We start from the raw sequence: 25150 nt of genomic DNA on the forward strand, positions 1-25150 counted from the left end.
GTGTTAAATCTTATAAAGTTCTCGCATATACAGAGATCTATTAATCATTTCTAGTTGGATCATACTCATCTTCGACAGTTGGTACATAGGGGGATAATATCTTCATCATCATGTATATATAAGAGCCCATATGATCCTGGTAAGTTTATTGCTATCCATTTAAAAATATTGATAACGTATTCAGATTTATGATTATGAAGTCCAGATATAAGAAATGAATCTTGCCCGTTATACCTCTTTAGCATTGATAACTTCATATTGCCTATTTCTGCTATATATTTCGTAAATTTAAGATTCAAACGCCCTCTTTGAAAACCTCCAACTTCATTATTATTAGCTAAACACCAAACTGTTTTAAGTGGTGGTCTAGGTGTTTGTAAATGCATTTTCCCCACTGTTCAGAAGTCAGTTTACCGAAAAAAGGATGTGGGTGTGTTGTGCATTTTTCAGGACCATTCCTTTGAAACATTATTATTTTTTGTTTTAGAATTTCTTTTTCTTCTTCAAATTCTCTTTGATCTACAATGATCAAAGTTGGAATCGTGGACATGTTCTTAGGAATAGGCTTATCGTTATACACGAGGGGTTTTACAAACTTTCCTATTAATATCCCTATCCAACTTCTTGGGTAAGTGGAGTTCCCCATTGCCAAATCCTGAAAAGACGAGCAATGAGCAAGCATTTGTGCAATATCCATTTTGCCCCATTGCGGATGTGAATCTGGTCGTAATTGATCGATACGGTCTAAGATTTCATTTGTATTCAATGGATTGAAAATGTTTTTCATAACAACAACGCCCCCTAAGTTTTAAATTAAGCAAATCTATTTCCAACGAAGTCGGAGGAGTCCGGCTGGTGTATCCCCCCCCCTGCTAGTATCATCTACCAGATCGAGGCAGTTTTGACGTGGTTAAGTTCACAGTATTAAGTCCTTTTTGAAATAATAATGATTACTTCCAAGTGGAGCATTCTCAATAATTGCAATTTCTTTATAACCATATTTTTTATAAAACTCAGGAGCTTGAAAGCTGAATGTATTCAACTTAATAAATGTACATTTTTTGGATCTTGCTATCTTTTCTGCTTCCACTAAAAGTCTTTTACCAAGTCCGTTTTTTCGATTATTCTCTTCAACCCAGAGGATATCAATCTCCATCCAATTCCAACAGACTGCGCTATTAAGACCTGCAATTATTTCTCCGTTATCGTTCTTCATACATAGATTAACTTCTTCGTAGATGCCATTTGGGACTTGAGCTGAATTATATTCAATGAGTTTTTTTCTTACATAACCGGCATCTTCATTTGTTCCAATATGTATTTGGGGGTTATGGGGCATAATTGCCCTCCTGCTATTTTTGTTCGTACTACTCCTTGCAATGTTTTCTAACGTTCTTGTTTAGTCCTCTTCAATAAATCTTATAGAATCTATTCATTCCACAATCTTGTTACTTCTTTTAATTCTAGGTCTTCAAATAGCATTTTATAGATATCCGGTTTCTTTAATTGATTCAAGAATTCTAAGCCATAAGCTGTGTCAAAGTGATTCATCATCAAAGTCATTACAAGACCATGAGTCCCGACTGCTATTTTCTTCCCTTTATGCTCTTTTAGTATGGATTTTAGAACTGTGATTGCTCTTTTCTGACAATCAGCATTAGACTCTCCACCCGGCAAGGTATAATCAGGGTCATTAAAATTCTCTCTGATACTAGACATTAACTCTGCATTTTCAATAATATCTGCTGCAAAATGACGCTCTCTAAGATCTTCAAATATTTTAATATCTATGTTTAAGTGCTTGGCCAATCCCTCAACACTCAGAATTGCCCGAGTATAAGGACTTGATATAATCATGTCTATTCCTTCACCTATAAGTATCTTCGTTACTTTTTCAATATCGGCCTTACCTTTTGGGGTAAGCCCTCTTGTCCTTTCATCTCCTTCAGTGTATGGTGATTCTCCATGCCTAACCATATAGATAGTTGTCTTCATACAGGCTCCAGGCCTCCTTGGGAAGCTTTCATTAAATATGCGACATTATTGTATTCGCAGTTACGCCATTCTACCCAATATACACCATATGTAAATTTGAGGAAACTGCAAAAAGAGCCTACCACACTATGGCGGCCAGGCTCTCAATCAACACTTTTCATCTAAGCATTCCATTCTTCTATTTCATTCATATATTATCCACCAACTCATTCCAAACCATGTTTACAAAAACGCCCCAGCCTTAGATATCTCTGATCTTTGGCTGGGACGTTTATTTTGAGCTTGTTTTCTTACCTTGAAGAATGTGCTTGAACTACGTTGAGTAAAACGGTTACCGCTTCTGCGCGGGTTGCATGCTCCGTTGGTGCAAAGTGATTAACGCCGCGTCCTTGAAGAAGACCTTCGTTCACGGCGGAGAAGATCCAGCCTCTAGCCCATACCGGAATTTCGTCGGCATCAGCAAAGGTCAGCCCAGTTTGAGAACCGTTAGTAAGATCCAGTGCTTTTGCTGCCATCGTTGCAAGTTCCATGCGAGTTATTGCTTGATTCGGACGGAAGGTATTGTCGGCATAGCCGGTAATGAATCCTTGACGAATTCCCTTGGCAATATCCGATGCGGCCCACTGCGGAAGATGGCTGGCATCTGTGAATGCAAGCTCGGTTTCTTCGCGCAAATCGAGTCCTCTCGAGAGTAAAGCGGTAAACTCTGCACGAGTGATCGGCTTGTCGGGAGCGAATGTCCCGTCCGCATACCCTTTAATCAAGCCTTTTTGAACCGCAGCCTCAATTTTTGCTTGAGACCAGTGTCCTTGAACATCGCTGAAGACTACGGCTTTTTGATCCTCAGTTTCACCGATCTGTACGGACTTGCCGACAGCTATGTCTTGCGCGGAAAGCTTGTGATCGACTGCGGTCATAGCATCTAAGCGGACTTCGGTGGCTCCGGTCTTTTTCACCTTAAACGTAAAATCGCTAATTTCAATATCGCCCTCTTCCCCAGCAATATTGCCAGTCATCGTATGAAGGAATGTAATTACTCCGTCCTTCACAATCGGTGAAACGGTAAATCCGTCCAATGCCGAAGCTGCTCCGGTGAATTCTAAATATTCAAGGTCAAAGCCCAATTTCACTTCATAAGCGTACAAATCCTTTACGTTTTTCCCTGTCAAAGTCAGTTTAACGGTATCCCCTTCCTTCCAGCTTCCTGATTTCGCACTGAGATGGAAAGATTCCGGGCCTTGGGGAGAATTACGTTTAGAAGTATCGCTCGAACCAGCAATTTCCCGGGCAATCGTGGCCAGATCGATTACGTCAATTTTACCATCGCCGTTGACATCGAGCGCTTTGATTTGCTCCCACTCTACGCTTGTTTTGTTATGACCAAGGAGCTTGGCGAGCTGCTCCAGATCGCTTATTTTTGCCTTGTTTGCGTCACCTGCATTATTCCCAGAACCGTGACCCGGCTGCTGTGGCTGACCGGGTTTGCTAGGTCTCCCCGGCTCGCCGGGTTCACCAGGTTGGTTAGGTTCACCAGGTCCTCCCGGTTCGCTAGGTTCGCCGGGTTCTTCAGCATTTGCTTTCAATGTGTACTCAAAAGGAGATGAAACCGCCTCAACCTCATCGCCGCGAACATCTCCAATCCGCGCCCCGATGATATCGATGCTGCTTCCCATTGTCTTTTCAACTTGATTTGTGTCAAAAGTCAGCTTGATCAAATCTTGATTGCCTTGCATCGGCTGGCCTTTGCCGGCGAGAATGAGCCGCAACTGCCCGGAATCATTCCGAGTATCCAGAATGGCTACCCCTTCCTGCAGTGATTCGCCGGAGACGAACGTCAACAAATCCGCATCGTATTGCAGTGTCAGGTCGTGTGCATACATATCTTTAACGGCTGATTTGATTCCGTATTTGACAATCAGCGGCTCGCCGCCCGTCACTTTATCAGGTCCATTAATTTCAACCGTTGGCTGTGTAATTGAAACGACAATGCTTTGCGTATCTTCCACATTGCCCGCTTTATCGACCGACCGGTATTCAATCGTATGAACGCCCTGCTCTTGAATCACCAGTTTGCCGTCTTTCACCGTTCTCCACTTGCCCCCGCCAATCCGGTATTCCGTACGTAGAACGCCCCAGCCGTTAGGGTTATCCTTGGCAGAGAAGTGTAGAACGACTTCTTTATAATGCTCCGCTTCCGTCTCGCCGCTTCCTTCCATTTGAACGGTTGTCGTCGGCGCTGTCGTGTCTTTAAGGAGAATGTCCAGGTAAGCTTGGTATTTTCCGCCTTCATTCTTACGGCTGCGGATCTCCGCATGCAAATCACGGCCGATTTGCTGCAGGGCTAAGCTTACCGTTTTGTTGTCCTGCAGTTTAGTTTGCACGAATGGCGTTATATTGAATGTCCACCATTGATCTGGCGACGCCATCGTTGTCAAATCGACTTGTTCACCTGCGCCTGGCTTATTTTTATAGGTGATCGTGTCTTCCTTCCAACTGTCGTCATGGACCGCGAACACGCCGATGTCGGATTGAGTTCCATTATTATCATTCGTTTTTCCGTACACGTGAAGCACGGCCCGTTCTATATCGTCGGAAATTTGCGAAAGATCAAACTTCAGGAATACGCGGCGGTCATAGTTCCCGCTTCCGTTACGAATATTCAGAAAGCCTCTCGTTCCGAAGTTCGTATTATCTTCGCTGCCTCCGTTCACAAACGTGTCTTCAGATACGTTAATGCGAATTTTGGCCGCATCGTCCGGCTCAAGCGCGCCTTCTTCGGGGAGCTCATTTTCCGCCCCGGAATTGACTTTGAACTTCACGACATGGCTGCGCCCTTTCGTTCCTCCTGTGGCAATCTCCAGTTGAACCGATGGAGACGTCCGTAATACGGTCACAGTCGGATCCTTGGCTAACTCCTCAAGCGCTGCTGCGGCAACCTCCACTTTCACCTTCGATTGCGTCTGCGTCGGATCGGACACGGATACGGTCAACTCATCACCTTGCTCCTTCACCATCACCGAAGCAGGCTGGTAAGCGCGTACGCGGCCCAATTCGCCCGACTGCCAGAAGTTGATGCCTGTCAGGCCAAGCTTTGTATCTTCCACCGCCTGCATTTGCGCCGTATTGCTCAGGATGCGAATGTCCGGGTTCTCACTGTACGCTCTTGTCGCATCCGCCGACAATGTCGGCAGCAATACATAGGAATACGCAGCGTCCGCCGGCTTCGTGCCATGCTCTACAGCCAAGCTGACATAATTGCGTGTAATCGGATCGGCAGGACCCGACGTGTTAATGTCTTTCCATGAACCGGTTCTAGATTCGCGTAATGCACGAATATCACTGTTCTCCGGGAAATAGTAGCCAATATCGGCTCCATCCGCCGTCCCCGCCAGATGTGCCCAGTTCACTCCCTTCAGCTCATCGGACCAGCCCAGCTGGCTTGGCATCACTTGACCGTTTACGGTCAGTGGATTGGAGCCAGCCGCATTGATCATCCGGTTCTCCACAATCGTTTCGACTTGGCGCCCGTCCTTCCGCTCGTCGGACGTAGTGATGCCCGCTCCCAGCGAAACGATTTCATTGTCGAACATAAACCACGACTTCTTACCGGTCAATTTGCTTCCCGGAGGAGCCAGATCCATCCCCGCGATCCCATACGAACTATCCATAGATGAACCGCCGACCCAAGTTTTCCCCGTCGTTTTGATCATCGAGCGTTCCACGCCGTCGGACGTTGTACCCGGCATCCGGTGGGAATCAACTGTTGGCCAGAACGCATCACGGAATTGCCCTGAGTCGTGATTATATAAATACGTCATTCCGTCACCGGTATACCAGCCTCTTGAATGTTCACCGTTCATTCCCTCGAAGTTGGCAATGCGGGAAGAGGACATGCTAATACCAAGGGTGTAGCCCGGCCGCGAATGAATGATCCGATCCATTGCGGAAAATTGGCGATGTGCAATCAAGTCTCCGCGGGGCACGATCGAGGCGTCGCTCATCAGCTTTTTAAACAAAACAATGTCTCGAATTTGCATGCCTTCGTACATGTTCGGCATCGTTTTATCCGAAACGGCCCAATCCTTGACCATGCTCTTATAGTAGGCAGCTTGTTCCTGCGGAGCGTATTGCGCCAATCGCAGAATCGTCCATACTGCACCCCGGGTGTTGTTATTGTAGCGGGAAACCGCTCTGCCGCTCACCATTTCCATAATGTGACCATCATAAATAACCGGTTCAAATGAATCGGTAACCCAATCCCATACATGATCAAAGTTAGGGTCTTGGATCGTCCATGAAGAGCCGCTCAAGACCGTCAGCAGCTTTGAAATATCCCCTAACAGAACGCTGCCGTAGCTGCCGGTATACGCAATATTATTATGCTGAATGAATGAACCGTCTTCATAAAATCCATCCCCGTTAGTCACATACGGGAAGACGGAACCGATCGAATTGCGCGCCTGAACGATTTTCGTCTCGTTCTGATCGAGTACGCCCCGCAGCAGAACAGCCAGTGATTTATCCAAAAGATTGGCGCCTGTCTCTTTCAGGCCTGGAGCGCCGATCAATCTCTTGGTCGGATCAGGTGAAAATCGGTCGATCGTACGGGTATACCCCGCGATTTGTTCCGGGCTTAAATGATCGTGCATCAGTGTGACGATATCGGCTAATGAGAGCGGCGAGCCGATCTCCCACTCCCACCAGTTGCCGTAACTGCTTTTCGTTTCGTTAAAACGATATTCATACATCCAATCCAAGCCTGCAATAATATCGTTCTTTAAAGCCTCATTCTGATATAACGATGTGCCGGGAGTTGCGAAGGCAATCGCCATATCTTTCAGACGGTTGTACGATAAGGTAATGTGGTTCGGAGCGGTTGTACTGTTATAATCCGCCCATAAATAGGTACGGTCAGCCGCTTTATTCAGCGTATCCCATACCCCGGTATGACTGTCGTTAGTTACCTTTTGGGCATTCGCCTCAACCGCATTGCGGATGTCCGCATCATTGAGGTCGATTTGCGAACCGCCCGTCAAATAATCGAACCATCTCATGCGCAGCGCTTCGAAATCATTCGCCTGAGGCGCCGCCGCGGCTGCCGGAACAGCCGGAAAAGACGTAATAATAAGCGAAAAGATCAAAAAAGAAAGGACGAGAAGCTTGACGCTGTATTTTTTCACGATGAAATAACACCCCTTCCAACAATTTGCGAGAGGGACCCGATATCAGTCCCCTTCGCTAAAATACAAACAGTCGCTAAAAAGCCGTTTAGGCCTATCCCCTTGATAAGAACAGAATTATCCTACTTCGCAACCATTACTTCGGAATACCACTTCAAGTCATCTTCATCGATGGTGCCGTTACCGTTGATATCGGCTGCCATGATTACATCCCAATCAGGACTACCGGACGTGTTACCAAAATGAGCGGCAGCGATCGCCAAATCACCAACTCCAATGCGGCCGTCCCCGTTCAGATCGCCAATGGTATTCGTAAGCGTAATGTGAATGACGCAGGTTGCAACAAATGCGCCATCCTCGGTCGTTACGGTCACTTGCACGCGGCCTGGTTTCAATGCGGTGATCGTCGCCTGGCGGCCTTCCATCTTCAACTCTGCGATATCACTGCGGTCGATGGTCCACGCTACATTGGTGTTCATCGCATTTTCCGGAACGATGGTCGCCTCCAGATTCACGCTGCCACCAACCGTGAGAGCCGCTTGCTCCTTGCTTAATTGAACGCCCTTCACCGGAACTGCGGGTTTCATGGTCACTTCCAAATACGACTTGTAAATCCCGCCTTCGTTTTCTTTGCTTCTCACCTCTACCGTCAAATCGGTTTCGCCTTGGAGCGCAATGCTCAATTGCTTATCTTCGGCCATCCGCGCTTTGGCATAAGTGGTAAGGTCAAATTGGCGCCACTCATTGTCTGCGTTAAAAGACACTTTATCGATTAAACTTCCAACTTGAGGTTTGTTATTCCAAGTGAGCGTATTTTCGGTCCAAGCATTGCTTAACACCTCATATGCGCCAACACTCTCCGTCACTCCCCGGGTGTCGTTCTTCTTACCGTAAACATGCAGCTTCACTGACTCAATTTCACCGGAAAGTCCGCTCAAATCGTATTTCAGGAACGTTTTACGCAAGTAGTCGTTGACGCCGTTCTTCACATTGAGATAACCGACGCCGCCGAAATTTTGTCCCGCTTTAGTGCCGGCATTTACATAAGCGTCTTCAGCCACATATACAGTCACTTTCTCCTCTTGGCCTGGTTCTGTAACAGGACCATCCAATTCCGGCGTTTGGCTTGGATCGTATTGGAATTGAATCGCATGGGTTTTTCCTATCGCGCCTTTCGTGTCAATTTCCAATTTGAGATAAGGCGATGTTTGGATCACGGTAACGTAAGGGTCCTTCATAATCTCCTTCAAAACGGCTTTACCTAGATCTACCGTCACTTTCTCTTGCTTCTGGGTCGGATCGGAAACCGCGATGGTCAATTGATCGCCCTGTTCCTTGACCATAATCGATGAAGGTTGATACGCTCGTACAAATTCCGAACGATCTGCTTCCCAGAAATTGAATGCGGAAATTCCCAGCTTCTTCTCTTGGACAGCATGAACTTTGTTCGTCTGGCTCAATACTTGAATATCGGGTTGCTGGCTGTATTGCTCAGTCGCCGCACTATCCTTGTTCGGCAATAGAACATAGGCATAAGAGCCACTCTGCGGTGCCGTACCGTGATCGAACGCCAAGCTAAGGTAGTTTCTCGTCACCGGAGTGGACGAGCCTCCGCTATTAATCTCTTTCCAGGAGCCCGTTCTCGCTTCGCGTTTCCCTGAGATGTCGGCTTTGTTCGGAAAATAATACCCGATGTCGGAGCTGGCCACATTTCCTTCTAAATGAGCCCAACCGATCCCTTTCATCGGCTCCTCCCATCCGAGGGCGTCAGATTTCACCTGGCCGTCCACCGTAAGCTTATTCGAGCCGCTGTCTGTCAATTGACGATTCTCCACAATCGTCTCTACTTTACGGTTGTCCGTGCTTGCAATTCCTGAGCCTAGCGCGACAATCTCATCGTCGAACATAAACCATGATTTTTTGCCGTTCAGTTTGCTGCCCGTACTTTTATCCAGTGCAAAACTCATCCCTGCCGCGCCGTACTGTCCATCGATGACCGAACCGCCGACCCAGGTTTTCGAATTGTAATAAGCAGCCCAATCTTTCGGAGCCGGAGCATAGCCGTCCGTTGTCGTTCCCGGCAAGCGGTACATATCCACCGTCGGCCAATATTGATTGCTGTATTGAGATAAATCGTTATTGTATAAGGCAGTCATCCCGATTCCGGTGTACCAGCCTTTTATGTTCTCGTTATTACCGAATTCAAAAGCCGAGATCCGGTCGGAGAACATGCTGAGCCCGAAGCCGAAGCCCGGACGCAGATGAACGACCCGATCCATCGCAGCGAAATTCTGATGTTTCACCAGCTCTCCGCGCGGCTGGATCGCAGCGTCGCCTACAATGGCCTTAATCAAATTCATTTCATATATCGGCATATTTACGTAATAGCTCGGGAATGTCGTATCGGATAATACCCATTCCTTAATCATGCTCTTCATCTGGGCGGCTTTCTCAGGCGGGGCTCCCTCGGCTAACCGTGCGAGCGTGCGAATAATTGCTCGGCCTGTGAGATGATCCGAGTCCGTCTCACGGGAGATGCTGCGCCCCTTCACCATGTCCATGATTGCCCCTTTGTAGATCAAGGCCTCGAACGAATCCTCCACCCACTCATATACATTTGCTGCGTTTGGATCGTCTAACTCCCATGGGGAGGAGTTGAACAAATACATTAAATCAGCCATACGTCCGACCAATACACTGCCATAAGCCCCCGTATAAGCAATATTGGAATGCTGGATTAAAGAGCCGTCTTCATAAATCCCATCACCGCTCTTCGCGTATTGGAATTCCCCAGGCATTGCATTTTTACCTTGTTCGATCTTCGATCCGTTTTTGCCGACGATTCCGCGCAGGACAACGACCAACGCTTTATCAAGCAGGTTTGCGCCCGTTTCTGTTACGCCTGCATTCTGCACTCTCTTTGTCGGATCCGGAACGAACCTGTCAATGACATTCAAGTATTTCTCAACTTGCTCTGCGGACATGTCTTCATACATCAGCACGAGGATGTCCATGATCGCTTGCGGCGTTCCGATTTCCCAATCCCACCAGTTCGGGACACTGTTCTTGCTTTGGTTATATTGGTAAGTATGCATCCATTCCAAAGCTGCGAAGATATCGTCACGCAGGACCTCATTATGGTACACAGCAGTGTCCCTGGTCGAATAGGCAAGCGCCATATCCCTGATCATCCCGTACGCTCGCGTAATTCGAGCCGAATCGGTATTGCTCTGATCGATCAGATCATCCCATAGCGCACTCGCATCCGGCATGTTGTTCATACGATCCCAAATCCCAGTGCCTCCAGCTTGGGACACTTTATCCGACAATGACTGGATATAAGCAGCCACATCCGGATCGGACGAGTCCATGGAAGATCCGCCGATGAGTTTGTCATACCACTTCAACCTAAGTTCGTCATAACCAGCCCGCGTTGCCGCAGACTCCACGGTTACGTAAGATTGGGCACTGACAAGACCGTCCGGCGTCGATAAGGTAATGACAGCGTTTCCATAATCAAGCGCAGTCACGGTTCCGTCATCGACCGACGCAATCGTCGAATCGGAAGAACTCCACAGGACGGGTTGATCCGATGCGTCCTCCGGCATGTAGGTTGGAGTTAACGCTGCCGTTTGGCCTTTTTCCAGGGAAAGCAATTTCGGTTCCAAAGACAGCCCGATTATCCCTTTTCGCGATTTTATGGTCACATCATCAAACCAAGCAATCCCTGTTCCCGTTTCGAAAAAAGGTTCGATTCGGACATAGTTCGCTTCAGCCGGGGCCGACAACACCGCTTCCTTCAATGTCCAATCGTTAGTTCCGTCCAGCTTCGCGGTAGAAGGGCCGTCTCCGACTTTTTCGGTCTTTGAGCTGTTATCTACCCCTGCAATGCTTTTATAAAAATTCGTTCTCACAAATACACCGCCACTCGATACAACATCAGCCGTTTTGATCCGAGCGCTGAATTCATATGTAGCTCCGCCGGTAATCGGCACATCCAGACTAAGTCCTGTCCGGTCAATCGCGCTCAGATGCTCGATCTGTACAGAGTAATCTCCGGAATAGTAAACGGCATCACTAACAGATACTTTACCTTGTCCCTTAGCAAGCCACGCGCCCCACCCTTGCGGTTGAATCCCGTCTACCCATGATGCGTTCCCCGTGGATCCGACAAGCTCAAATCCCCCATTAGGAATAATGTTGTCTCCTGAGTCGCTCGCATTCGCCGTGTACGTCGACCAAGTCGGAAGCATCGGCAGCAAATTCAACGTCATACATAAAACCAAAACCACGGATATTCTTTTGTACAGCGCTTTCAAAAATATTCCTCCTCCCAGAATTTGAAATCGCTTTCCATAATCTTTTCCATGATAAAACGGAGAGAGGAGGTCAGAGCAGGGCTAATTTTTGCCTTCCGGTGAATTATTTTGACCTATATATGGAAATGAAGGTAAAGAACTTTCACTATAGTGCTCATAGCTACCGTCTTACGGAACCATGTCAAAAAAATAGCAAGCCCATGCCGATCGCATGAGCTTGCTGCTGGTTCTTGACTCTTATTATGGTTCTATTTTATGTATGGAGCTAATCAATCCCTTGATTGTACTTTATAATAATGTATCTATTCACAAATGAAACTATTAAACTATTATGGCAAAGGCTTTGAATCCCTCACTTAGTAAACATAGAAATGCGGTTCCAAAGATCAATATTTCAATTCCTATGATCCCTATCATTGGCAACCTAATTGTCGCTTTCGGTGATATGGTCTTCCGTTAGCGTAATCACCTTACCGTCTGATAAACGAGACCTAAGGCTCCAGAATCGAAGGTTTTGTTTTCGATAAGTTTAAGATTGATCTTCTCCTTAAGACCTTGGAATAACGGCAACCCGCTGCCGATCAGGACAGGAGAAACTGTAATTTTAAACTCATCAATTAAATCAAGCTGCATAAGGTGGTGTGCCAACCTAGGACTGCCAAGGATGACCATATCCTTGCCTGGCTGCTGTTTGAGGTTCTTGATCTCTTCCTCGACATTTTCTTTCACGAGTCTGGAATTATTCCATTCGACTTTCTCCATGGTCGTGGAAAATACGATTTTGGCTGTCTTTTCGATCCACTCGGCATGATTCCGTTCATGCTCCGAAGCTGATGGATTCGAAGGCACAGATGGCCAGTAACTGTGCATCATCTGATAAGTCCCACGTCCCCAAATGACAGTGTCGGCCGTACTCAGAATTTCTTGCGCGTGTTTCTCTAAATCAGCATCGTAGGAAACCCAGCCAATGTCCATCTCACCGTTCGGCCCTTCTACAAAACCGTCAAGCGATGCGTGCAGAAATAGAACGAGTTTTCTCATTTTCAGTTCTCCTTTGTTCATGAGGGATATCTACATTATACATTAATTACGTTGTTGACCCTTTCTTATTAGGCATAGTGAAACAGTTCTGATCTTCATTTGAAATGTCCTTTCTTTAATACATTAAGAGGCTGTCGTATAACGTTTTTATGTTCTCGACGTCCGCCTGGATCACTTCATCGAAATACCTTGGGCGGAACTATGGCTGAATGGACCGAAGCGTGAAAATGTTGTTAGCTGTAGTAACTGACTTCTTCGAGTTATCATTTCAAGAAAGGATCTATAAAATGTTTTTTAAATCTATTGTCTCATATGATATTCTTTAATTGTATTTTTTACAAAAAAATCCTTAATCATTAAAGTTTGGATTATGACTTTATTAAATAGGAGATGAATTATCAATTGATACATGTATTGTTTCTTGCTTATCCTCAATATGCTGACTTTGAAATTGCTCATGCTCTTTTCCTTCTTAGAAAAATAGGCAAAGCCAAGATTACTACGGTTTCTGTAAATGGTAAATCAGTAGAAAGTGTTGGTGGGTTACGGACTCATGTAGAATTCTCTATATCAGAAATTAATATAAAGAATTTTGATTTAATCCTTATTGCTGGTGGTGATGGTGTTCGAGAAATTATAGAAGAAGAAATTGTAATTAATATGCTTTCAAGTGCCTATAACTTAGATATTCCAATTGCATCTATATGCGCCTCTGCGACTTTATTAGCTAAAGCTGGAATACTCAATGGTCGAAAATTTACATGTCTTACAAGTACATATGAGAATAATAAAACGCTTTTTAAAAATTCAACATATTCAGGAGCAGATATTGAAGTAGAAAAGTCGATAATAACTGCAAAAGGTACTGCGTTTGCTGAGTTTGCAGTTTCAATATGTCAGCAATTGGGCTTGTTAATTGAACAAGATAACATTGATTCAGCACTTAAGTTTTGTAAGGGAATAAGTTCTTAATTATATAAGGAAAGTTACCTTACTTGTTAATTAAATTCCGGTTATTTCCGCTAACGTTCTTGTATTCACGCACCGAAGAGGCTTAAGGTAGCGTAGCTGCCGGCTACGCTTGCGCAGTTAACCTCGCAGGGTTGTTCGCCTGATTTAGCTCATCCGAAATTCCTCGGGCGGACCAAGGGCCGCAAGGTCTGCAGTGTGAATACGGTGTTATTTGATGGTGCATTGAGTTGCCCACAAAATTCAGTCATCTATCCGACAGGTCTTAAATTGAATACTGTTTTTGAACCTTTGGTAATAAAGTTACTACTTGTATAGTTAATCCAAATATTATATAAATCAAATGAATTATTGAAAACATATTCAGAATATAAATCTGAATTGTAATCCAAATGATTAATTCAAATCCAGAATATAATGAAAATGTCCAAGACCAATGTTTATCCGGAAATATATTAAGTCTGTCGGCCATTTTCCATTTCCACTTTCTGAGTAGACCTGATGCGATTATGAAAGGAATTATTCCTAATGCGCAAATCAATAAGATTCCAGGTATAAGATAATTATGAAAAATAGAATGTTCTAACTGCGAGCGGGACATACCCATCAATTCTCCACTTGGATCGATAATAAATGCTATTCCACCAAATATTGCTCCTATCCCTAAAAGTATTTGAAGTGCGATTAATATTATTGATAGATTACTCAGTCTCATATTCATGTAAGATCCTTCTTTCAAGATGATTTATTTCAGATCTTCGCACGTCCACATAACGTCCCCGTATTGACGACGTGAGCCGGCCTTAGAAATTCTTATCTTAGGCCGGCTCGTGTGTCGTCTGATTATGCCCATAATTATACATACGACGATCAAGAGACGTAAGTTCCGCAGCGTAAATACAATGTTATATGATGGGGGGAAGGCTTCTTGAGTAACTTCAAGATTCCTCCACCTTATCTTCTCCAAAATAAAAACCTTTGAGTTGTTTATCAAAGAAATTCTTTAAGTCTTCTTGATTGATTGTATAAATGACTTGGCCAGTCCTTATATTTGTTCTTGTTATATAAATCTTTTCAAGATCATATTGAATTCTTATTTCTTTTCTGGTCTTTAATCTAAAAACAATCCCTGCGCTAATGCTTGTGTTTGATGGTATTTGTTTCAACTCTATAATATCTGAATCAGGTACTGAATTAACCCAATTAACAATGTTATTAATATCATTTTGATCTAATTCTACTCTTATCCAATCGATATATGCAGCTGATCCTTTTCTAGTGTATTGTGCTTTGGACATCTCGGTGCTGGAGATTTGTTTTACTTGAATTTCTTTATTTAACTTTGACTTACTCATGAAACTATTCATATCACCTAGAAAAAAATATAATGTGCCTGTAACAATTATGAGGATAATAAATGTTCTTCTACTCTTTAAATTATTTAAAATCGCACTCTCCCCCCATGTAATATAACGTTGTTGTATTCACATACCCTCACTTGCTTAAGGGGTGCAAGCCCCGGGTCCAACGGACTTAGCCAGTGCAGGGTTATCTGCTGATTCCACTTCTTTGAAAAGACTCTGCAGACCAAGGGCCGAAACGACCGCAGTGTAGATTCGATGTTATCTGATGGCAATGCCCTCTTCGAAGTACTTTCATTATCTGCTTATATGTCTTTTCTACATTATTTTTTATTCAATTAGTTCTTTGATACATCTTTTCAAATATGGTAATATATATTTAATAAAGACCAAGTGCGCTAACACTTGGTCCATACAATTGGCTTGGATGGGTAATCCCTTCTTAGTCAATTACGATCGGAAACCCACCTTCGGCGGTCAACCTTAGGGTGGGTTTTTACTTTCTCTTGTTGTTATGATTAATGTAAGTTAAAAGTGCAAGAATGAATGATCCAAATAGGAACATAATCGTTAGTGCATCTTTCACTTCCATGGCTTCACCTCCTTTCGAAGGGAAACCATGACCACCCAAGATTCAATTGTAGTTATATTTTACCTTTATTTACATCTACGTACAAGCGTTCTTATTATGTCTTTGAACTTATAAATGGTTTTAATATCATTAGCAGCCCTTTTAGATAACGTTTCCGTATTCACGAACCCTCACTGGCTTAGATAGCTCCTATCTTAGCCAGTGCAAGGTTGGTCTGCTGGATTTTCCTCTATGTAATTGCACCTTGCAGACCAGGGACGAAAGCCCCGTGCGTGTAATATTATGTTATGTGGAGTGCGGACTTCATTGAATAGTATTTCAAATTTCTTCATTTAGTTTTTTCTTATTCTTGCTAATGCTCTTTTGGCTGCTAATTTCCCATTATGCATTCCGTTTATGGAAACGTCTTTCAACTTTTCTATAGCTGGAATGTATCTATGAAAACCAATAATCTCACATGCTCTCTCTTGAACATACATATCTTCATCATCTAAATATTTCATTAATGAATCAAGATATCTTTTCGGAGTTAACGCCATGATTGAAAAAATATACTGACAACGAATATCATCATTTATTAGTTGGTTAGAACTTATCAAATTGTTCAACTCTTCAATACAACTTAGGTCTTCATCAATCTCAGTACTACTATTTTCTTTTTCTGAGGGATAGTCTTTCTTCAATTCATCCCAATCAAAATTAGGATGTTGTTCGAGTTTAGTTATAAATGAACTTATACTTCTAAAACCTGGAGATAAATCCGTTTCCTCATGATTGATGTAACTTATCCTGTATTTGCATGCACCTTGAATATGTAATCCTATATAGTTCGAATTATCATCTGTCCATAAAGGAATAATATCTTGATAAACCTTAATTTCAGACATGAAATCAGCTAATTCAATTATTTCGTCAAATTCCAATAATCTTAAAAAGTAAATTTGATCCTTCTGTTTCTTATTGTGAGTTTCTAACTCCTCAACTAATACAGTAGGTAATGTGATGCTGAGTCTATTAAAAAGATCTAAAAACATAATTCTGCTCCTTTGAAAAAAAGATTTTTCCGCATTTCATAAAACGTTAAGGCATTCACGAACCCTCACCGGCTTAAGACCGTAGGTCTGGTCGTCAGACTTAGCCGGTGCAAGGTTGTCCGCTTATTCCTCTTCTCCGAAAACACATCTTGCGGACCGAGGGCGAATATCAGAAGCGCGAATGCGTGGTTATCGGATATTGCTGCCTTCTCCGAGTTACATTCAATTGGGCTGTATGTAAATCATGATTTCATCTGCTTTTAAAATGACTTGTTCGTTTACTGACGCAATTCCTTTTCCGATTACAAACCCTCGTTTGTTCTTGATAATTTCATAATATAAGTCTATCCGATCCCCTGGGTACGCTTGTCCTAGCACTTCTACTCCTTTAAGCGCAGATAGAAATCCAAGCCCTTTATCTATAGAGATCGTAGCAAATGCTCCCAATTGAGCAAGCGCTTCAACTATCAAGGTACTTGGGACAGAGGCATCCTCTTCATAAAAAAACCATTCATTTCTTGTAACAAGTTTATATCCCTTTGCCCAATTGTTTTTTTCAACCTCCAATACCTTATCAATAAATAAAAACGGATACCTATGAGGAATAGTACTTGAAATATCAATCATCACTTGACTCCTTTGTATTGCAACAATTTCTGATGCGTTTTTGTATTCACGAACCCGAGAGCCTTAAATGACCGCAGGGAACGGGTCGTCAGACTTAGGCTCGCAGGGTTGTTCGGCTGACTCTGCTTCTTTCAAAGTTCCTCGGCCCGGACCAAGGGAGCGCAAGCCCCGCAGCGTAAATACATTGTTATGCGCCATCACTAGCATCACCTAAAAACCTTTGATCAAGATTCCAACTCTATTTTTTNCTATTTTTTACTTTGGTATAAAAACTCAACTTCACCATCTAGCAAATATCGATATTCAAATAATTGCATTGTTCTTTCTCTAATTCTCTCCTTTATAACCCTGCCTAGGCTTACCGATCCTTGTGATCCAAGGTACCCATTACTAATAAATGTCTTCTCTACAAATTTTGTTTCCCTTAAGTGATACTGTAACCATTCTTTCTGCGATTCAATTAGTGCTTCTCTTGGTTCTCGATCCAACTTAGAAAGAAGCTTTTTATATATTTGATTCAACTCTTTATCCCAAATCTCTGTATATTTGCCTTCCAACGCCCCCCATTCCAATGTTGTAATAATCTCTTTGGAATTCTGAAATTCATTAAAATCCACTTCATAATCATGATCTATAGGATTTCGAAGCATTTCATCATAAAATTCTCCTTTCAGTTCATAGTTCCCGATGCTCCTGGATAACACTTCATTGTTAGAAGGATCTGATCGAACTTCAGTTATTTCTTTCGAATCTGTTCCATTACCTGTACTCGCTACATCAGGGGGCAGCTCAGAATTCATTGTTGATTTAGTTTCGCTGTTCAAGGTAGTCGATTGACTAATATTTTGACAAGATGAAAACATTATCGTCATAAAAAATAATAAGAGTATCTTACCTTTCATAAATTATCTCCTTAAATATTTAATATACTTTCAAAATCATTCCTTATTCAATGTGCATTTAAATCGTTCTACTCCAGGATACTTCTCTCCTAAACTTGTAATGTTAAAACCGATCTTTCTGTAAAAGTTCACTGCATTCTTATCGGTTTCGGCTTCCATTCTTCTTATAAGATTCTCTTCCATAAATTCCATTATTAATTTCTTTCCTAATCCTTTTCTTCTATTGTTAGATTTTATTGCTATATGTTTTAATTCAATTTCATTATCTGTTTGATAAATAATCCCGATAAGTTAATCATGGATTTCACCTGATTTCTATGAGCTTGATTCTTCAGGAATTTCACATAACGTCTCTCGCATTCACGAACCTTCAAATAACCTTGATAAATAATCAAAGAAAAGAGCGCGTTTTGGAAAAAAGATTGATCAAAACACGCTCTTAATATTTTCGGTTGACTCATTTTTTACAATTAGAGCGTCTCATCCAATTTCTGAATCTTTGAGTGGGAAATTAAATATACATTGCCAAAAATGTCGACTTTGTTTCCCTTTACACGTACAGCGCAATCTTTGTTCGACGCATATATATTCATCTCTTCCGATAAGGGAGACAGTTCGCTTTGAACCAACGCAATGTTATTTTCAAGATCAAAATGAGACAGGACGGAAAAATCGTCAAGGCCGACTCCATCGTAAATAGAGCTTATTTCAACTTTATAGCCAAAGTTTTTTGAGCATAACCATTTAGCGGACATATTGATCGCACCAGCGCTTGCTCCCATCACAACGGCTCTGCTTTTTTTAATCGAATCCGACAATTCATATTCCATTAAAAACCCATTTTGTTTAATCGTATTTCCACCCAACAAGAAAATGACTGAAGCATTTTGAATTAACGTTTGGGCATCTTCCTTCTGTACGCGATAGTTAATTAAATGATATTCATCAAACATAATACCGGCCTGGTCAAGCCAAGAGCGTTCAGTAGAACCATCCTCTTCATATACAAATGGATTCGAGCTAATCATAGCAATCGATTTTCTATCAGTTATATCCTCCTGTAACACCCTGACCAGATTCTCTGGAAAAAAATCATTAAACCAACCTAGATAATAGTGAGTTTTCATAAGTCCCCCCATTAACAAAGAGTAAATACATTTCCTTAATCGACACGAAAAACAGGACCTTTTGGAGAAAAGGGTAGTTCATTTCCTTTAGGCAGTATATAAGCATGTTCTCGCCGAATGGTTAGTTTGTCGCAATAACCATCGGTAATAATTAAAAGTGGGCCATTTTTCGGAAAATCCTCAGCATGAGTGATTAAATCAATCGCAGGCTGCAAAACGGTCCCCCCTCTTCCTCTGACTTGAACACGATCAGCGATGGTCTCTGGTGCAACATAACCTGCATCGTAAGGAGCTGCATCGCAAAACACAAGACGAGCAAAAGGTACGTCTCGAGCTTGTGCGTAACTAGCAATAGCACCCAGCGCCTTAGCGAGCAATTTTTTATCCATTGAACCAGATGTATCCAAAATCACACCAAATGTACGACCATCTTCAGATGAGCCGCTGTGAACCCATTGAGGTCTTGGTATATCTGGAGTTGAAGATTGTCGACGGCTAACACGGGCATAGGAGCGCGTTTTTTCAAGTGGAGAAAAATAGGAATCAAACCATTTGGCAAGCTCAACGTCCCATTTAATCGGTGGTTGACCAAGTGCTCTAATTTCTTCAACAAGCCCAGAAGGAAGTAAGCCCCTAGCTTGTTCTTCGTGATATATTAAACCTTGTTGAAGAGCATTTTTGCAAAAATCATCAAGCGTTTGCCCTGTTCGAACATCCCAGAGCGACGGATCACCTTTGCCAATCATATCGCCTAATCCATTACCGCGAAGGGTAGCTAGTTTTCTATATAAGCGAATATCTCCAACTATCTTGTCATAGATCGATTCTGCAGATAATCCTTTTAACTCTGGGTCCAAAAGTAGACCAATTTTAGGATATTCGCCAACTTGCATTTCAACTAACCACAGGTTGATGACATAATCGCAAGCGACATTCCACAAATAAGGATCGCGACCTTGGCAGCGCTCATGATGCTGAAGACCTGCGTGTAATAACTCATGCGCCATCACAAAAGTACATTCTTCGTCGGTTAGTCCAGCTGCTGGATTCATGAAAATTTCGCGTTCTACAACATCAATAGCCGCAACGGAAATGCTTAATCGTTGACAAATCGTTTGGTCTTCAATAATGGTAAAACCGGAAGCAAGTGCGCCGAGTAATGGATAACGGTCCATAAACCACCGTTTTGCCCGTTGTGCAGCACTTTTCACATTCGTAGAATCCGATAAAGAAGCAGAATGACCTCCGGCTACACTTACAGCACTGGTGACCGCGTTAGATAACCCAATTGCAAAGTATTTTTCCCATTCGGGTTCTCCCCCCCAATAACTACGCGCTGCTGTATCCCGAACATCCATATCCGAACTTGCTACACCTGCTGTGCCAAAATATTTCAAAACTTCCGGCACGCCCCGTGCACAAAATTGCTCATAAAGAGACTCCTCATCCTTTACGGTCATATCCCTCCGTGTTTCCATATCAGAAGGAGGTGTTCCTAGTTTCAAATCAGCAAGAAATTTGGCAATGTACAAATCACAAGCTGCATTCCATGCCACTGGATGATCTTTCGTTATTAAATGACCAAGTCCAAGATGCAACAAACAATGAGCAAGCACATAAACCCATTCCGAGGTTTCGCCTCGGCGTTTAGGATGCGTGTAAATATATCCACCTTTTGTAACGGTTGCCCAACCATCTATTGGATAAGGAGTCCCATCATGATGGACAATACTCGTTCTTGAACATAAAGGGGAAAAAATAGGATGATTATCAATTATCTCTACTGCTGCTTGGAATTGTTTTAAAGCTGGATTTTGAGGTGTCGTTTTTTTTGCCATCATTACCCCTTGTCTTTAACGGCGAGCCGTGGTAAATCACGAACAATTTCTACCATAAGCCAGTCAGGAATATTAGAGGATTGTTCATTTTTCGCAACAACGAGCTGTGCAATTTCGAAACTAATGGCAGACAAGTCTTTAATCAATTTTTTCACCGTGTGAGCAAATTGCCTATGGTTACCACTGATATCATCTTTTCGAGCAGGAAGTTCTTTAATAATTTGTGCTCGAAAAGATTGAGCTAGAAAATAGAGAACATCACGATCTTCTGCAGCAGACGGAAATGAAGTTTTGCCCTCTAAAATAGCATTCAATTGATATTTACCACTTAGATTTTTGTAAAAAGCTTTAAAATGTGTCGCATGAGCAGGAGTTAAAGAACCACCCGCTAAAATGCCGACCACTTCTGGTGACAAATTCTCGCCAAACTCACGAAGTGCATCCGAAAGCATGTGCCATGACCTTGGCGTGGAGAACGGTTCTTCCGTTTTCGGAGGGGCACTCCACAGATGATCGGGGCGAGACTCTAAATATTCAATAACGATCGGATGAATTTCGTTTTCGTACGCCCAGGTAATCCAGTCTTGAAACGATACATTAAGTTGGACATGAAACATACGATTAATGAGCGCAGAGGACATCGGTTTTACAATTGCACTATCTTGCGCACGGTTGCCGGCACCGATTACAATCGAACCTTCTGGAAGATGATAATCACCAATCCGGCGCTCATGAATAAGACTGTAAAAAGCTTTTTGGACTTCTTGCGAGCAAGCATTAAGTTCGTCCAAAAATAAGCAGTACGGCTCTTCCCGGGCAATCATTTTAGGTGGACAAAATTGACTTTTTCCATTTATGATCTGAGGTACGCCAATAATATCTTCTGGTGCAAGCTGAGAGCCTAAAAGTGAAACACATGGAAGTCCGACTTGATCGGCAAATGATTCAACTAAAGCTGATTTTCCAATCCCAGGGGCACCCCAAATAAAGACAGGACGAATAATGGAAACGTTAAGCAATATCTGCATCAATTGTGACTGTATAACAGGAACAGCAAGATTCAATAGAAATACTCCTTTTTCTTGAAAGATAATCTTATTATAACAAAAACCACCATCACGGCGGTTTTAAGAGAGGGTAAAATATGTTGTATAAGTATCTATGTTACTAAAGAGAATGGAGTTGTTGCAGCGTTATAAAATCAGTTTATCTTAGGGGAAAGGCTGTGTCCGCAGCTTTGGCTTCCTGAATCAGCTTCCGCGGACTGAGATTCGAAGAATCGAATGCGTGAATATGGTGTTATATGCTTGTGGGTGACTCCATGAAGTAATCTATATAAAAACTGCATTTATTCTTTCTCTATCGTAATCCAATATCCAATCATTATATTTTTCAAATAAATTTTGAATAGAGTTACTCAATATTGAAATAACATCACACCCACGATCATCATAAATATGAAAAATAGTTCCAGTCGTTATATTGATAAAATAAACTCTCTGATATACTCTCGGCTTTAAACCAACCTCGTGATTACAAATAGATTTAATTAATTGAACATGTCTCACTTCACATGCCTTGCATCTAACCCAATATCTATAAGTGTTGTCCTTAGGGATGGGCTCCTCATCTTCTTCTGCAAAAATATTCGGAATTATGTCTAAATTCAATCTCTTTAAGACAGTCTTGTTATTGATGTATCGCTTATACAAATTTAGTTTTTTAACTTTTTGCTTTGGCACATTTGAAAAGTGAGCCATAGTCACTACATATAACTCATCATCATTATTATGAAGAGCTTTATATATTTCTAAGGCTCTAATGTAAACTTGACGCATATATTTATCTTTTTCCGCCCAATCAATGGAGGGGTCTCCTAATTCAAACCTTATTCCAGTATCCCAGTTATAAAATAGTGGAGGACAAAGAACCAAATCATTAAAATGATTTTTCATGTAGTCCTTAATATGCATTTGATCTTTTCTCCGTTTCAAAGGAATTTTCAGCCTTTTCACATAACGTTGTTGTGTTCCTGAACCCGCGAGGCTTAAAGGAGCGAAGCGACTGGGTGGCTCCGCCACTTAGCCTTGCAGGGTTGTCTGCCTGAGTATCTTCTTTGAAAATCCTCGGGCAGCCCTAGGAGCGAACGCGACGCAGCAGGAAAACGGTGTTATGCGCTGGTTCGTTCTTCTCCGAACTCACTAACATTGCTTGTTTGTATGTAGGGTTGTACAATTAATTTATAAGACTTTTCGGAGGTGTTCATGTATGAAGTGGAATAATATCCGTGATATCCATCCTAATCGTTGGGTACTAGTTGAAGCTCTTACCACTCATTCAAATAATCACAAAAGAACTATTGAAGAAATGTCAGTTGTTTCTGAATATGATGACCCTAAGCATGCATGGGCCTCATATAAGAAACTTCATTTGTCAGAGCCTACTAGGGAACTCTATGTATTCTACACCGGAAATGAATTTATTGAAGTCATTGAGCAACCCTTTTCTGGAATTAGAGGTCTTCGATGAATATCCATCTTGTAAATGGACTTCCTATTGTTTCTCTCCCTCTATCTTACAAAAATAAATCAACTCTTCTCAATAATGTCCTTCTGGATACCGGATGCTCCACAACTATCTTTGATACTGATCTTGTTGAACCTATTGGCCTTGATATAGACTTTATCAACGGGAAATCAGTTCGGATGTATGGAGTAGGTGGTTCAAGTGAATTGTGTTATCAGCAGATTGTCTCAGACCTCTCTATTGGTAGCAACCTGCTTAAAGAATTTACTATCCAACTAGGACTTACCAAAGATCCTTATGGTTTCGATGCAATATTGGGTGTCGACTTTCTTTACAAATATGGTTTAAAAATCGATTTTGAGAAATTAGTTATTTCATATAAGGTTTAACAAACTTGCGTATAACGTTATTGTATTCACGACGTTCCACCGACTTAAGGCGACGAAGTCGCCGGCCGCGATGCGGTTAGTCGGTGCGGATGTGTCTGGCTGATTCTACTTCCCCGCTACTGAGATGCCTCTCCGAATCCACTCCTGGCTTCGGCCGGACCGAGGGCGAATGCCCGATGCGTGAATATGGTGTTAGGTGATGTTGCTGTTCCCTTGAATTTACCACAATGTCCTTTGACATGGAATTTATTTCATGCTACCATCTATGCGGATGGTATTGGGATGGTAAATTCAACAATTGGAGGGATTGAAGTGTCTGATTCTGAAAAAATTACTATTAATCTAGGTGCAGTTGATCTAGGACAAATTGATTTACTTGTAGACCAAGGATTTTATTCAAATCGAACTAATATGATTCGTACTGCAATACGAAATCAAATTAATACTCATTCAGATGAAATAAAAAAATTATCAATCAGAAATCGATGACTATCGGTGTAGAAATTATTACAGAAGAATCCTTAGAAGCACAGCGATCTCAAGGTAAGAAACTAAGCTTAAAAGTTGTTGGTTTACTCATTGTTGATTCAAATGTTACACCATCATTATTTAATGAAGCTATCGAATCAATAAAAGTCTTTGGACTTATAAAAGCAACCCCAGAAATCAAAGAATCAATTCTTAAACATTAATAGATCTTACAGCAATTTCACCTAACGTTTCCGTGTTCACGACGTCCTACCGATTTAAGCGAAACGGGAGTGAGCGGCCGCGATGTGGTTAGTCGGTACGGATGTGTCCTGGCATCTCATCATTGAATTTACTTCCAGGACCAAGGGGGCTTGTCCCCCGAAGCGTGAACATAATGTTAGGTGATACGGACTCTTCGAAGCGATTCTTTAAAATATCTTTAAAATTTTTTCATGGCCTTATAGCCCCCACCCTTATAGAATTGATTTTGTTCAGTAACTTCATTAATAAACCCTTTTATCTCTATAGTAGGATCATCTATGTCTATATTATTATTGTTCACATACATTTCCTTTGGAGCAAAAACAGTGAGTATTAATTCTTCCCCTGTTTTAATATTCAGCTTATTATTCTCAGCTTGGATTGTCAACAGAAAATCAAACAACATTTTTAAGGGCTTCATAGCGATACTGGACAGGCGTAATATAGCCTAAAGTTCCATGAATACGATGTTTATTAAACCAGTTGACGTAATCATATAATTCCACTTCTAACTGTCG

The 25150-nt window shown here is 42.3% G+C and carries 24 protein-coding genes and 1 pseudogene; 4 read left to right on the top strand and 21 right to left on the bottom strand.

The genetic code is table 11. From position 1 onward, the window contains the following. Positions 1 to 65 precede the first annotated feature (65 nt). The 7 genes from AM231_RS30455 to AM231_RS15120 form a co-directional block, all read right to left on the bottom strand. A complete protein-coding gene (locus AM231_RS30455; RefSeq protein WP_207383576.1) occupies positions 66 to 386 on the bottom strand; it encodes an Imm7 family immunity protein in 321 nt (106 codons plus the stop codon). Next, positions 338 to 787, bottom strand: a complete 450-nt coding sequence (locus AM231_RS15095) for a DUF1569 domain-containing protein (protein ID WP_054403265.1) — start codon at positions 785 to 787, stop codon at positions 338 to 340. Before AM231_RS15095 ends, AM231_RS30455 begins: the two co-directional genes overlap by 49 nt. Before the next feature lie 129 nt (positions 788 to 916). Further along, positions 917 to 1339, bottom strand: a complete 423-nt coding sequence (locus AM231_RS15100) for a GNAT family N-acetyltransferase (RefSeq protein ID WP_054403266.1) — start codon at positions 1337 to 1339, stop codon at positions 917 to 919. An 89-nt stretch (positions 1340 to 1428) separates the two neighbouring features. Then, positions 1429 to 1995: a histidine phosphatase family protein gene (locus AM231_RS15105; protein ID WP_054403267.1), complete on the bottom strand. Its 567-nt coding sequence runs from the start codon at positions 1993 to 1995 to the stop codon at positions 1429 to 1431. Positions 1996 to 2285: 290 nt separating this feature from the next. Next, the gene (locus AM231_RS15110; RefSeq protein ID WP_054403268.1) at positions 2286 to 7175 is read right to left on the bottom strand and encodes a polysaccharide lyase family 8 super-sandwich domain-containing protein; all 4890 of its coding nucleotides are present in this window, start codon (positions 7173 to 7175) and stop codon (positions 2286 to 2288) included. Between the two features lie 122 nt (positions 7176 to 7297). Continuing rightward, entirely contained in the window at positions 7298 to 11494 is a 4197-nt protein-coding gene (locus AM231_RS15115) for a polysaccharide lyase family 8 super-sandwich domain-containing protein (protein WP_082341650.1), read from the bottom strand. A 465-nt stretch (positions 11495 to 11959) separates the two neighbouring features. After that, the gene (locus AM231_RS15120; protein ID WP_054403269.1) at positions 11960 to 12535 is read right to left on the bottom strand and encodes a dihydrofolate reductase family protein; all 576 of its coding nucleotides are present in this window, start codon (positions 12533 to 12535) and stop codon (positions 11960 to 11962) included. 402 nt (positions 12536 to 12937) lie between these two features. On the opposite strand from AM231_RS15120, the gene AM231_RS15125 reads away from it, so the two are divergent. Next, positions 12938 to 13507, top strand: a complete 570-nt coding sequence (locus tag AM231_RS15125; protein ID WP_106406074.1) for a DJ-1/PfpI family protein — start codon at positions 12938 to 12940, stop codon at positions 13505 to 13507. 262 nt (positions 13508 to 13769) lie between these two features. On the opposite strand, the gene AM231_RS15130 is transcribed toward AM231_RS15125, so the two are convergent. The 12 genes from AM231_RS15130 to AM231_RS15175 all read right to left on the bottom strand — a co-directional run bounded on the left by AM231_RS15130 (position 13770) and on the right by AM231_RS15175 (position 23066). After that, a complete protein-coding gene (locus AM231_RS15130) occupies positions 13770 to 14225 on the bottom strand; it encodes a hypothetical protein (protein ID WP_054403271.1) in 456 nt (151 codons plus the stop codon). 217 nt (positions 14226 to 14442) lie between these two features. Next, complete coding sequence (locus tag AM231_RS15135; protein WP_242615168.1) at positions 14443 to 14859, bottom strand: hypothetical protein; 417 nt, start codon at positions 14857 to 14859, stop codon at positions 14443 to 14445. 502 nt (positions 14860 to 15361) lie between these two features. Beyond that, positions 15362 to 15457, bottom strand: coding sequence for a competence inhibitor ComI (comI, locus tag AM231_RS30000; RefSeq protein ID WP_235857352.1), 96 nt, complete (start codon positions 15455 to 15457; stop codon positions 15362 to 15364). 332 nt (positions 15458 to 15789) lie between these two features. Beyond that, a complete protein-coding gene (locus AM231_RS15140; protein WP_054403273.1) occupies positions 15790 to 16491 on the bottom strand; it encodes a HEAT repeat domain-containing protein in 702 nt (233 codons plus the stop codon). A gap of 222 nt (positions 16492 to 16713) precedes the next feature. Further along, on the bottom strand, positions 16714 to 17118 hold the full coding sequence (locus AM231_RS15145) for a 3-hydroxyacyl-ACP dehydratase FabZ family protein (protein WP_054403274.1): 405 nt from the start codon (positions 17116 to 17118) through the stop codon (positions 16714 to 16716). 63 nt (positions 17119 to 17181) lie between these two features. Beyond that, a complete protein-coding gene (locus tag AM231_RS30235; RefSeq protein WP_278044625.1) occupies positions 17182 to 17316 on the bottom strand; it encodes a hypothetical protein in 135 nt (44 codons plus the stop codon). 50 nt (positions 17317 to 17366) lie between these two features. Further along, the gene (locus AM231_RS15150) at positions 17367 to 18020 is read right to left on the bottom strand and encodes a lysozyme inhibitor LprI family protein (RefSeq protein ID WP_054403275.1); all 654 of its coding nucleotides are present in this window, start codon (positions 18018 to 18020) and stop codon (positions 17367 to 17369) included. Between the two features lie 36 nt (positions 18021 to 18056). Continuing rightward, entirely contained in the window at positions 18057 to 18308 is a 252-nt protein-coding gene (locus AM231_RS15155; protein ID WP_082341651.1) for a GNAT family N-acetyltransferase, read from the bottom strand. A gap of 182 nt (positions 18309 to 18490) precedes the next feature. After that, the gene (locus AM231_RS15160; RefSeq protein ID WP_054403276.1) at positions 18491 to 19147 is read right to left on the bottom strand and encodes a Type 1 glutamine amidotransferase-like domain-containing protein; all 657 of its coding nucleotides are present in this window, start codon (positions 19145 to 19147) and stop codon (positions 18491 to 18493) included. A 35-nt stretch (positions 19148 to 19182) separates the two neighbouring features. After that, entirely contained in the window at positions 19183 to 20988 is a 1806-nt protein-coding gene (locus AM231_RS15165; RefSeq protein WP_242615169.1) for a vWA domain-containing protein, read from the bottom strand. Next, positions 20988 to 22049 (bottom strand): AAA family ATPase, encoded by a 1062-nt coding sequence (locus AM231_RS15170; protein WP_054403278.1) that lies wholly within the window; start codon positions 22047 to 22049, stop codon positions 20988 to 20990. Before AM231_RS15170 ends, AM231_RS15165 begins: the two co-directional genes overlap by 1 nt. A gap of 267 nt (positions 22050 to 22316) precedes the next feature. Next, positions 22317 to 23066, bottom strand: coding sequence for a DUF3885 domain-containing protein (locus AM231_RS15175; RefSeq protein ID WP_131724749.1), 750 nt, complete (start codon positions 23064 to 23066; stop codon positions 22317 to 22319). Between the two features lie 187 nt (positions 23067 to 23253). On the opposite strand from AM231_RS15175, the gene AM231_RS15180 reads away from it, so the two are divergent. The 3 genes and pseudogenes from AM231_RS15180 to AM231_RS28805 all read left to right on the top strand — a co-directional run bounded on the left by AM231_RS15180 (position 23254) and on the right by AM231_RS28805 (position 24592). Next, on the top strand, positions 23254 to 23514 hold the full coding sequence (locus tag AM231_RS15180) for a hypothetical protein (RefSeq protein WP_054403280.1): 261 nt from the start codon (positions 23254 to 23256) through the stop codon (positions 23512 to 23514). Further along, positions 23511 to 23900: a retropepsin-like aspartic protease gene (locus tag AM231_RS15185; protein WP_054403281.1), complete on the top strand. Its 390-nt coding sequence runs from the start codon at positions 23511 to 23513 to the stop codon at positions 23898 to 23900. The genes AM231_RS15180 and AM231_RS15185 overlap by 4 nt, the downstream gene beginning before the upstream one ends. A 282-nt stretch (positions 23901 to 24182) precedes the next feature. Then, a pseudogene (locus AM231_RS28805) lies at positions 24183 to 24592 on the top strand (CopG family transcriptional regulator). 218 nt (positions 24593 to 24810) lie between these two features. On the opposite strand, the gene AM231_RS15190 reads toward AM231_RS28805, so the two are convergent. Together AM231_RS15190 and AM231_RS28240 are read right to left on the bottom strand one after the other, a co-directional pair. After that, positions 24811 to 25020 carry a hypothetical protein gene (locus AM231_RS15190; protein WP_131724750.1) on the bottom strand — a complete coding sequence of 70 codons (210 nt, stop codon included), beginning with the start codon at positions 25018 to 25020 and terminating at the stop codon, positions 24811 to 24813. 7 nt (positions 25021 to 25027) lie between these two features. After that, on the bottom strand, positions 25028 to 25150 hold a 123-nt coding region (locus AM231_RS28240), incomplete at its 5' end, for an IS3 family transposase (RefSeq protein ID WP_165593408.1).

Source organism: Paenibacillus solani (genome assembly GCF_001277345.1).
GTDB lineage: Bacteria > Bacillota > Bacilli > Paenibacillales > Paenibacillaceae > Paenibacillus_AQ > Paenibacillus_AQ solani.